Origin of the sequence: Paenibacillus sp. FSL W8-0439 (assembly GCF_038008995.1) — a bacterium.
In the GTDB taxonomy this organism is placed as follows: domain Bacteria; phylum Bacillota; class Bacilli; order Paenibacillales; family Paenibacillaceae; genus Paenibacillus; species Paenibacillus polymyxa.
In genome coordinates this window covers 2692013-2702586 of sequence record NZ_JBBPAK010000001.1, presented here as the reverse complement: position 1 = coordinate 2702586, position 10574 = coordinate 2692013, and the positions used below count along the sequence as shown (strand labels likewise).

The window sequence follows — 10574 nt, the reverse complement described above, 5'->3', positions numbered from 1 at the left end:
ACGTATCTCTCCTCGCAAAATAGATATGGGTAAAAGTAACTCTGCTTAAATGACCTCCCTTGGCAAGGAACGGTCATGCGAGCCTTTTCTCCGGTATTAAATTGCCAATAGAAGTCAGTAAAAAGCGACCACTCCTGATATACCATTAAGATCTGAGTGCGCATATTTGTTGTAGCAGTTTGATAATTATGCTTTTGCCGCCACGGCACGCGACGACAATCGTTACCGTTTCTCCTTCTCCTATCAGGAAGCTGGTACCCTTCAGCCCCCGGAGCTTCGAGAAGCTGGTTTTGATCAAAACAAGTACATCTTCTTTTCTTCGCTCACACTTTCGCAGTGCAAGCTTTTTTAGTTGGGCAGACATGGTGAAAAAACTCTGACTCTGGATGTATGAATATGTGCATGGAATGGGGACATTTTTGAATTATGCTGTGAGTGCATCTTGGTGGTGGGTTGTAGAACGGTTGCCGCAATGTTAACAACGTAGTGTGTCGTGATGTGTGCTGTCTGAATCTTGGCTTGAGGGTATTGATGCTATGAGACGCATGAGCTACTGCACCGTGGTTAGGAGCGTAATTCTAGGTTGAAGGGGGCAAAAACTCACGATTGCGCTTATGACTTCCTGATTTTGTACATGGATAAAAAAGCGACGGTCATCGAAAGAGCTAGCAAAGTTTCCACGCTGCTAGGAAACGTTTCGCACTCCTCAAAATCTGTGCACAAACGGGCATAATCATTTGAACTAACCGTGCATTTTACAGTACTTCTTCAGGTGTTTTCTGCATCAAATGAAGCTCTTCGGTGAAAGGTTAATCTGAATAAATAGGATTTGTCTTTGGAATACAGAAGATATGGGACAGATTTACCGGAATGATGCTATGGACAGATAATCTTGCAGTCTTGTTTATACAACTGCCATGATTTTTGGATACAGTCAGTGCTCCCTACAGTGTCTACAAAAGAAAACAGCTTATGTACTTATGAAGCCATTTTAGGCAATGCTCTCATGTCCGGTGAAACAAAATAGCTGGGTCTTCTCAGTCAGATTGGAACACGATTTTCAAAAGCCAAGACACGACCGAGTCGCCATAAAAATTTCTAACACCCTCTTGCTGTCCATAATATAGCAATAAATCCTTATATATCTTCTTTACTCCCAATACTTTCTAGCTATTTTAAATATACAAACTTTAAAACCAATTAACATGGGACATAAGTTCTAAATTGATAGATTTCATAAAATTATTAAACAGCCCATATTATTCTATTATGTTTATATCTTTAAATGCAAGAATTGCACTTTTTTATTAAATTGAATACTAAGCATGACAAGTTAATGTGATTTAGAACAAAATTTTTGATTTTATAACCGATAAAATAAAAATGATGTATGCTTGCATGAAACTCCAAACCCCTTGCACCAAAACAAATTTTACATTACATATCATTAACACAAATGTAACAAACCGTTCCTGACACCATCCGACAAATTTCAACTTTTTCAGCGATTATCTTTAACTACCTAAATCATGGTATTTATTTACTCAAGCTGAATTAATTCAAAATTAATAACTCTTCACTTTTTAAATAGATAGTGATTTTTTTAGCTCTTTTGAACCATTTCCCAAGCGAAATTTTCTTTAAATTTTCTCTCCAAATTTCGATTTAGGTTAAATATTCTCTCATTTCAGCTATAAATTTTATTTTTTTATTAATAGAAACGTTTTGATTTTTCATTAAAAGTTTAGATTTTTAGAGAATTTATAACTTTTGGACCATTACTTTTGTAAAATGTATTGACCCGAAAACACAAAATAGCAAGTCTCCATGCGGCAGGAAGACTTGCTATTTTATTAAGTTTTGGCGACTTGACCTTAAATAATGGAGTGAATATTGACACAGTGGAAGTACCGAACATATTTGTCGTGTGATGGATACTTTGTACAAATCGAATCGTTTTTGTGCCAAGCTTGTAATGAAACTACCCCCAAGCCAATTTGTATTCGTGCAGCTCCCGATCCCATTCCCATGTTGATTTATCGCTTCCTAAGCGGCTAACGCAATTTGGTCCAGAATTCCCCATAATAACATTTTTGATTGCTCACAATGATCTATACCTTCCCTGATCAAGGAAGTGGTTTGAATAAACGGTGCATCCCAAAGCTCATGAGACCAATTTGCAAGCATTTGCTGGATACAATCAGTGGTAGATTCCAAATGAAACTGCAAACCTAGAACATGTTCTCCATACGCAAAGGCTTGATTCTCACAAGCTTCGGAGTAAATAAGATGCTGGGCCCCATCAGGCAACGTGAACGTATCTCCATGCCAAGCGAATGAAGTGAATTTTTCAGGAATTTTAGCTAACCATGCATGGTATTCTTGCGTCCTGTGGAAGCCATGCCAGCCAATTTCCTTTTCGCGGTTTGGAAATACGGATCCTCCTAAAACCTCCGATATCATCTGAGCCCCTAAACAAATTCCTAGTACTTTTTTCTTCATTTCGATTGCAATTTTTACAAACGCCTTCTCCTCAATAAGCCATGGATGTTCTTTTTCTTGGTAAACACTCATGGGTCCGCCCAAAATCACAAGGAGATCTAATGTTTTAAGCCACTTCTTATCAATACCTTGGGCAGGATCCTGCACGATTAGTTCGTGACCTGCATGTTTGGACCACGAAGCGATTACGGATGGATCGTCAAATGAAAAGTGACGAAATACAACAATCTTCATATACACTCACCCCTCTTGTTGAATAATCATATATTATCTCACTTTTCAGTATTAACAATATGATTATCCCGAATAATGGGATGATAACAAAAAATATAACTATTCCATCACTTCCCCGAATAACGAAACAGGAATTAATGAGGCAGATGATGTGCAATGAATAGGTGTTTCTAAGCAAGCCAAACTACCTAACACGTCCTCGATAGCCAAGCTCGTTGGATATGAGGTTAGCATACTTTTTCACCATGTTTGAATACTTTTCGATGTTAACTTCCCCAAATCTTATCGAAGGTCCAGCAACATTCAAGGAACCGATTACGGTGTTCTCGTATGAGAAGATTGGAGCGCCGATTCCTGTGGTTCCCTCCGTTGCCTCGCTTATTGAAATAGCATATCCATTCTGTTTAATCGTCAAAAGTTCTTGTTCGACATCTTTTCGTAAAAATGCTTTTAAAGAAGTAGCCTCACTTCATTCGAAGGAATCCATGATTGTTTTTTGCAGCATCGGGTTCAGGAAAGCCAGAATAACTCGATTAGAGGCTCCTATAAACAATGGCAAACGCAGTCCGATGGGTTCTGATATTTTCAAGACTTGTGGTGAGTCGACAGAATCAATGTAAATTCCTTCTGCATTTTCTCGAACCGATAAATATACAGTCTCCTTTGTTTGTTTCGATATCTCCTCCATAAAAGGTCTTGCGATGGTACGCAACATTAAACTGTCCCACATTAAAAAACCGTACTTCATAATGGACAGACCAAGCTTGTAACGTTTCGTCTTTGTATTTTGGGCCACAAAGCCATGTTCCGCTAATGAGGTAAGCAAGCGATGCACGCTCTGCACCGGCATATTTAACGCTTTGCTTATTTCCGTCACACTCATATCTTTCTCAGTGCCTTGCGGAAGCAGCAAATCCAAAATTTGAACAGCCTTAGAAATTACACCAGACAATCTGTTTTCACTCCTCAACTCCAATTTGGACTCATTATACCAAAAAGGTTAGAGAGGATAACATTACAATTGCGATATCTTACAACTGAGTAATTTATAAAAAAAACGTGTCTGGGTCGCCCTTTGAAGGGGTCATCCAAACACGTTTCATTTTTACCCTGATATGATATTGATGGTTCCTATCGTGTTTCCCTAAAATTGTACTTTTCAGGATACATGTTCAAACTGGCTGTTGTATAAATCGGCATAGAATCCGTTTTTACCTAGCAATTCCTCATGATTACCCGTTTCAATAATGTTACCGTCCTTCATAACCAGAATCAGATCGGCGTTCTTAATCGTTGAGAGACGGTGGGCAATCACAAAGGAGGTTTTCCCAACAGTAAGTCGGTCCATCGCTTGTTGAATCAGTAACTCCGTACGCGTATCGACCGAACTTGTGGCCTCGTCCAGAATAAGCATGGGCGCATCTTCAATCATGGCTCTTGCAATGGTAATCAATTGCTTTTGACCGGCAGAGAGATTAGCTTTGTCGTCTAGCACTGTATCATAACCCTGCGGTAAAGTTTTAAGGAAGCTATGCAGACCCACTGCTCTACATGCGGCTTCTACCTGTTCATCGGTAACATGCTCTTTGGAAAAGACGATATTCTCACGAATCGTTCCTTCAAACAGCCATGTATCCTGCAGTACCATGCAGAATAATTTATGAACATTCTCACGTGTTAATTGGCTGATCGGAGTTCCATCAATATAAATTTCCCCTCCGTTCAGCTCATAGAACCGCATGAGCAAATTCACGAGCGTCGTCTTACCGGCACCGGTAGGGCCAACAATGGCAATTTTCTGACCAGCTTCAGCTTTCATAGAGAAGTCTTTGATAATCATATGGTCTTCATTATAACCGAAACGGACATGCTTAAATTCGACATCCCCTTTGGCGTTATCCAGCTTCATGGTCTTGTCGCTCTCATCCACCAATTCTTCTTCACCCAGAAATTCGAATACACGTTCACTAGCAGCTGCCGCCGATTGCAAGTTGGTTGCAGCCTGCGCCAACTGTGACAAGGGCTGTGTAAACAGACGAATATACACCATAAAGGCCACGATAGTTCCGATCGTTATAACATGTTGGTTCACCAGCAAAGCGCCCACGATACAGACCGCAACATAACCGAAATTCCCGATGAACATCATAACCGGCATCATCAGGCCAGACATGAACTGGGATTTCCATGCATTTGTATACAAGCGGCCATTAATGCCATGAAACACTTCTTTGGCTGCTTTTTCTCCGTTATATACCTTGACTACGTTATGACCAGCATAGGTTTCTTCGATATGACCGTTGATCTGGCCTAGCTCTGCTTGTTGTGCTACAAAATATTTCTGTGAATGCTTCATAATTATGGTCATCAGTGAAAAACCGATCAGCGTAGCTACAATCCCAGTAATGGTCATGATCCAGTTCGTATATAGCATCATAATCAATGCACCCACAAAGGTTGCCAGTGCGCTGACAAGCGTGCTGAGACTGTTGTTTAACGTTTGTCCAATCGTATCGACATCATTGGTCACACGGCTAAGCACATTACCATAGCTCGTAGCATCAAAATACTTCAAAGGCATATGATTGATTTTTCGGGACAGCTCTGTCCGCATCTTCTTTGTAAGACGCTGTGACACGGTTACCGTAATGAATCCTTGGAAATAATTAAAGATAAGGCCGAGACCATACAAAACTGCCAATACAAGAACAATCTTCTGAACAGCATTCACATCAATCCCTGTTACGATTCCTTCCTGGATCAGGTTGGCAATATCGCTGAGCTTATCTGGACCAATCACGTTGAAGACGGAACCGGCCAGCGCCAGCACCATAGAGAGTATGATCATAGGCATATAAGCCTTGATGTAGGATAAGAGCTGGCGAATGTTCTTTTTAAAATCATTCGCTTTTTTACCAGTTCCCATCCCTTCCGTAGGACCTCTACCTATGGGACCTCGCTGTTTCATTTCGATGTGCTTACTGCCGACGGTGTGTTCATTCTTGTCCATGTACGAGTTCCTCCTTTGAAAGCTGCGAATAAGCGATCTCCTGATAGGTGCTGCAATTCGCCATCAGCTCTTCGTGTGTGCCGTTCCCTACAATCTCGCCCTGGTCCAGAACGATAATCCGGTCAGCGTCCTTAATGGTGCCTATGCGCTGAGCAACAATGAATGTCGTAGCATGGCCGGTTTCTTGTTTAAGCGCCGAGCGCAGAATCCGGTCTGTTCTGTAGTCCAATGCCGAGAAGGAATCGTCGAAGATATAAATCTCCGGCTGACGGTAGATGGCACGCGCAATGGACAGACGCTGCTTTTGACCACCGGACACGTTCGCTCCACCTTGTGAAATCCGTCCTTGATACTGACCGTCCATTTTTTCGACAAACTCCGTGCCTTGGGCAATCCCGACGGCGGTTTTGACGAGTTTCTCCGAAGCTTCTGCTCTTCCGTTATCGCCATACGAAACATTGGATGCCACTGTACCGCTGAAAAGTACGGCTCTCTGTGGGACATACCCGATTTTGTTATGGAGTGTCTGCTGCTTATAGTTTCTGACATTCACGCCATCCACGAGTACCTCTCCCTCAGTCACATCGTAGAAACGAGAAATCAAATTGATTACGCTGGTTTTACCGCTGCCTGTTGCGCCAATAAAGGCAACCGTCTCGCCCTGTTTTGCCGTAAAGCTAATGTTGCGAAGCACAGGCTCCTCCGCATCCGGATATTTAAAGCTGACATTACGGAATTCCACCTGACCCATAACGCCCTCTTCTCCAGCTGTCTCATGCCCGTCAATGATGCGGGATTCGGTATTCAATACCTCCATAATCCGTTTGGCAGAAATCGAAGCTCGAGGCATCAGGAAGAATATCATACTTACCATCATAAAGGCCATGACCACCTGCACCGCATAAGATGAGAATACGACCATATTAGAGAATAGCGAAATGCGGTCCGGCACGGCCGTTCCGTTAATCAGGTAAGCGCCAATCCAATAGATCGAGACACTCAGACCCGACATAATAAAGGTCATGCCCGGACCAACCATTGTCATTAACCGGTTCGCAAACAGGTTTGTATTCATCAATTCGGTATTGGCCTGCCCAAACTTCTCCTCCTGATACTGATCTGCATTATAAGCACGCACTACGCGAAGCCCCGTCAGATGCTCACGTGTTACCCTGTTCAGATTATCAGTGAGACGTTGGATTTTTTGGAAACTGGGGAGAGCAAAAATAACAATGACACTCAGCATCAGGATCAGGACAGCCACAGCCACTCCTGTAGAGGCGGTCCACTGCCAGTTTTTATCTGCGATCTTTGCAATGGCCCACACGGCCAGAATCGGCGCCTTGATGATCACCTGCAACCCCAGCGCAACCACCGTTTGAATTTGGGTAACATCGTTCGTGGAACGGGTGATAAGGCTGGCTGTTGAAAAGCTGTTCATCTCTTCCATCGAAAAAGATAAGGCCTTGTCAAAGACCATCGCACGCAGGCGCATGGCCAGCCCTGCCGCGACCTTTGCCGCAAAATAGCCGACAATAATAGATGCAATCATACTCCCGACAGCACATAACAGCATATAAATACCAGGAATCAGCAGTTCCGACATCGGCGTTCCTGCAGTTTGCAGCTTGGTTGTAATTTCGGCCATATAATCAGGCAACTTCAAATCCAGCCACACCTGCACAACGATGAAGGCCAAGCTGCAAAGCACGAACATCCATTCATTTTTCTTGAGATATTTGAATATCTTCAGCATTCTGTTGTTCTCCTTTATCTGAAAATCTTAGGTGTTTGGTGCAATTAACGTATCCTGCATACGTCCTCTACATAGGAATTTAGCTTTTAGAGACAATAAGCTTGATGAGTCGAATAAACTCTTTGGCATCCTGTTCGTCCAGCTTTCGAAGAATTTTCTCGCTCCATGCGACTCCTTCGTTATACCTGTCAATCATAAATTGCTTGCCTGAATCCGTAATGAATACAATCACCTTACGTTTGTCGTTGGCATCCGTACGGCGTACAACCAACCCTTTCTTCTCCAAACTTTTCAGCGCCGTTGCTATCCGTCCCGTACTGACGGACAAGTATTCGCTCAAATGGCCCGAAGTAACCCCGTCCTGATGACTCAAAGCAATGAGAATTCCCATTTCACCACGAGAGAAATGCACTCGTTCCTCTAATGCCGGTTTGCGCGATTTGACGATACACTCGAATAGTTCGGTTGCCGATGCTTTATAATCCATTGGTCATACCACCTTCTCTGCATTTATCTTATACTGTAAGATAATAATGATATCTGGATATAAAGTCAATTCGGGAAAATATGGATTGGTTGAAGTTTCATGACCATTCACGACCTAGAAGTTGAATGATCGAATAGAATGAATGTGGGGATTTTTAAAGACTCTATTGAAATGGCGGAGCAATCCAGCAGTGAACTGCCCAACATACTGTTTCTGAAGGAATGCGAAGAGGAATTTTCATTGCAATGCAACTGAAACAAGGAGACGGCGACAAGGAGTTTGACGCTTTACTCAGCTATTCACGGAAAAAATCCAAGGAAATATGCTATCCGAATATTGCTGGGGGTTGAACCGATGAGTTAGATTTGTTGATATGGACGTTTTAGCTCATTGGAGACAAGGAATACGATGGCATTCTGCCTCTTCATCGTCAATCTAAATCGCGACAAATAAAAAAAGCCGCGATTTTCGCAGCAATAATTTCTCCTATTTATTATCGACTACTCCAGTGATAGAAAATCTTTGGACAAGAATACCGGCTTGATCAATGGTTTGTTTTACAATTGAAGCAGCAGGTTGGTCGTTGGCTAACCGAAGACCCTGGCCTGCCCAAAGTGACATATACTCGGGGCTGTTCGCTTTTGCAGCCGCCTGACGAATGTCCCGGGTCATCGCGTTTTGAATAGGGTAAGCAGGAATTGTTCTCTTTCAATTATAGAAAAACTGGCGCCGAACGGAATATCGACACCATTTTTTGACCGTACATCTTTTCCCAATATTGTGGCTTGACTAAGAAAATGCTGAATGAGATTCAACCGATTGATTAAACGATGTTAGAATGATGCTTTTAGGCAAATTATTGATCAGTGCTATTCAATAGATTCAAGCTTCCATTGTTGATTATAATTCGATGTATACCGCCATTGCTGGATAGGAACTCCCTCTGCAGTGGATAGGCCTGTGACATCAGCTGGCTTATTGGAAATGACAGGAGTGATGCGATAGTAACCATCTCCTGTAGAGATAAAAGCAAATTTTTGTTGATCTTGGTCAGTACTAGCAGCCAGTTGGAATTTAGCGCCATGATCAAGAGAGCCATTTGTTACCTCAAGTGAACGTCCACTCTGCACATTCTTGATACTGTATTGACCGCCACCTAGATGCGTAACACTCCATTGTTGATTTGCTTCACCTGTATAGGTTGATTTAATTACACTCGTACCTTCTATCATATTCTCGGTTTCCATAGCCTTGCCGTCCAAACGCACAAGCAAGCGATAAGTACCATCAGAAACATTTCCATCAGGAATGCTTGCCGGATCTCCGCTGCCGGCCGGCCGGGTATAGAGAAGAGTTCCGAAACCAAGTTGGTCAAACGTTGATGGATACTTCAAATTTGGACCACCTTCGGTACCCTCCAAAGCCATTCGGGCAGCAATATTGGGTGCAGACAGACCTTTCCGATTGACATAATGGTTGTAGATCATCGCCCAGATGGGACGCATTTCATTACGTTTGTCAGGCGATATTCCAGATTGAATATTTACCGCACCGTTTCTTCCTGATCCCCATTCATAAGTTGCAAAGGGTACATCCTCGCCATTGTTGTATTTGGCAACATATTCAGCAGCACGCAGGAAACGATTGTCCGCCCATCCATAAAGATCATCTCCCTGATTCCATGCCATTTCAGCAATTGTTGCCATTAAACCAACGCCTAATTGAGTATGCGCTTGGTCCCTTCCAGACTCTTGCCATTGGGCAAGACCATCAGGATGAAGGAATGGGATCGCATTATAAATGGACCCATTTCCTGCACCATTTTTAAAATATTCAACACCGATATCATAAATATCCTGCCGGTCACAGAATATTCCGATTGCAATGGTGGCAGCCATATTACTTAGATCCCAGTTCGCCCAGTAATTCTGTATATATGAATCATTATGACTATTGCCGTATTCATTGCCAATAAGGAATCTCTCGTTCAATGGTTTGTAAAATACAGTAAGAAGCATGTTCTGCATTTGTTTCACATTAAACCCCGGATAATCTCTCATAAGTTCTGCTGCATTAGCCAACTCATACCCATAAATTCCCGCCGCTAAGTAGCGATCAGCATTTCCGGAGATCGTTTTAAGATTAGAAGACCAGGCATTCAAAATATCACGAGCTGTATCTCCATTTGCGGTGTCCCCTGTAATTTTCCAACGAAGTGCATTCTGGTAAGCACGAGCTATATCATTATACAACAGAGCTACATTTTGCTCATTTCCTCCCCGGATAATGATAGAAGTAAAGCGTGGTTTCCATCCAGCCTGTGAAAGTGGGCTGGACAGCAATTGATTCCAACCATCCAAATAGGGTTGTCTGCCTTCATGAATCATCTGCTTCATTCGGTCAAAATCTGCTTTCGTATGTAATAGACCAGGATGATCAAATCCAGTGGACGCTGCAGCTTTCGGCAATGTTTTCTCAGTGAATCCAAATGCACTTATTACTAGGCAAAAAATAATTGATACTAATAGTGTTTTTTTCAACAATTTACATTCTCCTTATATTAGTGTATTTAAAATAAATCTTCT

The 10574-nt window shown here is 42.3% G+C and carries 5 protein-coding genes and 2 pseudogenes; all 7 read right to left on the bottom strand.

Annotated features, from left to right (window positions below):
- Positions 1–2046 precede the first annotated feature (2046 nt).
- Entirely contained in the window at positions 2047–2736 is a 690-nt protein-coding gene (locus MKX36_RS11745; protein ID WP_019687275.1) for a type 1 glutamine amidotransferase, read from the bottom strand.
- A 184-nt stretch (positions 2737–2920) separates the two neighbouring features.
- Positions 2921–3649 (bottom strand): annotated as a pseudogene (locus MKX36_RS25395) (IclR family transcriptional regulator).
- 246 nt (positions 3650–3895) lie between these two features.
- Entirely contained in the window at positions 3896–5746 is a 1851-nt protein-coding gene (locus tag MKX36_RS11730) for an ABC transporter ATP-binding protein (RefSeq protein WP_340864713.1), read from the bottom strand.
- Positions 5733–7502 (bottom strand): ABC transporter ATP-binding protein, encoded by a 1770-nt coding sequence (locus tag MKX36_RS11725; RefSeq protein WP_340864712.1) that lies wholly within the window; start codon positions 7500–7502, stop codon positions 5733–5735. The genes MKX36_RS11730 and MKX36_RS11725 overlap by 14 nt, the downstream gene beginning before the upstream one ends.
- Before the next feature lie 79 nt (positions 7503–7581).
- A complete protein-coding gene (locus MKX36_RS11720) occupies positions 7582–7989 on the bottom strand; it encodes a MarR family winged helix-turn-helix transcriptional regulator (RefSeq protein ID WP_045245283.1) in 408 nt (135 codons plus the stop codon).
- Between the two features lie 486 nt (positions 7990–8475).
- Positions 8476–8691: pseudogene (locus MKX36_RS11715) on the bottom strand (nitronate monooxygenase); the annotation flags it as partial.
- Between the two features lie 167 nt (positions 8692–8858).
- Positions 8859–10532, bottom strand: a complete 1674-nt coding sequence (locus MKX36_RS11710; protein WP_340864711.1) for an RICIN domain-containing protein — start codon at positions 10530–10532, stop codon at positions 8859–8861.
- Between the last annotated feature and the right edge of the window lie 42 nt (positions 10533–10574).

Coding starts and splice junctions, on each gene's coding strand:
- MKX36_RS11745 (WP_019687275.1), bottom strand. CDS start 2,736: ATGAAGATTGTTGTATTTCGTCACTTTTCATTTGACGATCCATCCGTA.
- MKX36_RS11730 (WP_340864713.1), bottom strand. CDS start 5,746: ATGGACAAGAATGAACACACCGTCGGCAGTAAGCACATCGAAATGAAA.
- MKX36_RS11725 (WP_340864712.1), bottom strand. CDS start 7,502: ATGCTGAAGATATTCAAATATCTCAAGAAAAATGAATGGATGTTCGTG.
- MKX36_RS11720 (WP_045245283.1), bottom strand. CDS start 7,989: ATGGATTATAAAGCATCGGCAACCGAACTATTCGAGTGTATCGTCAAA.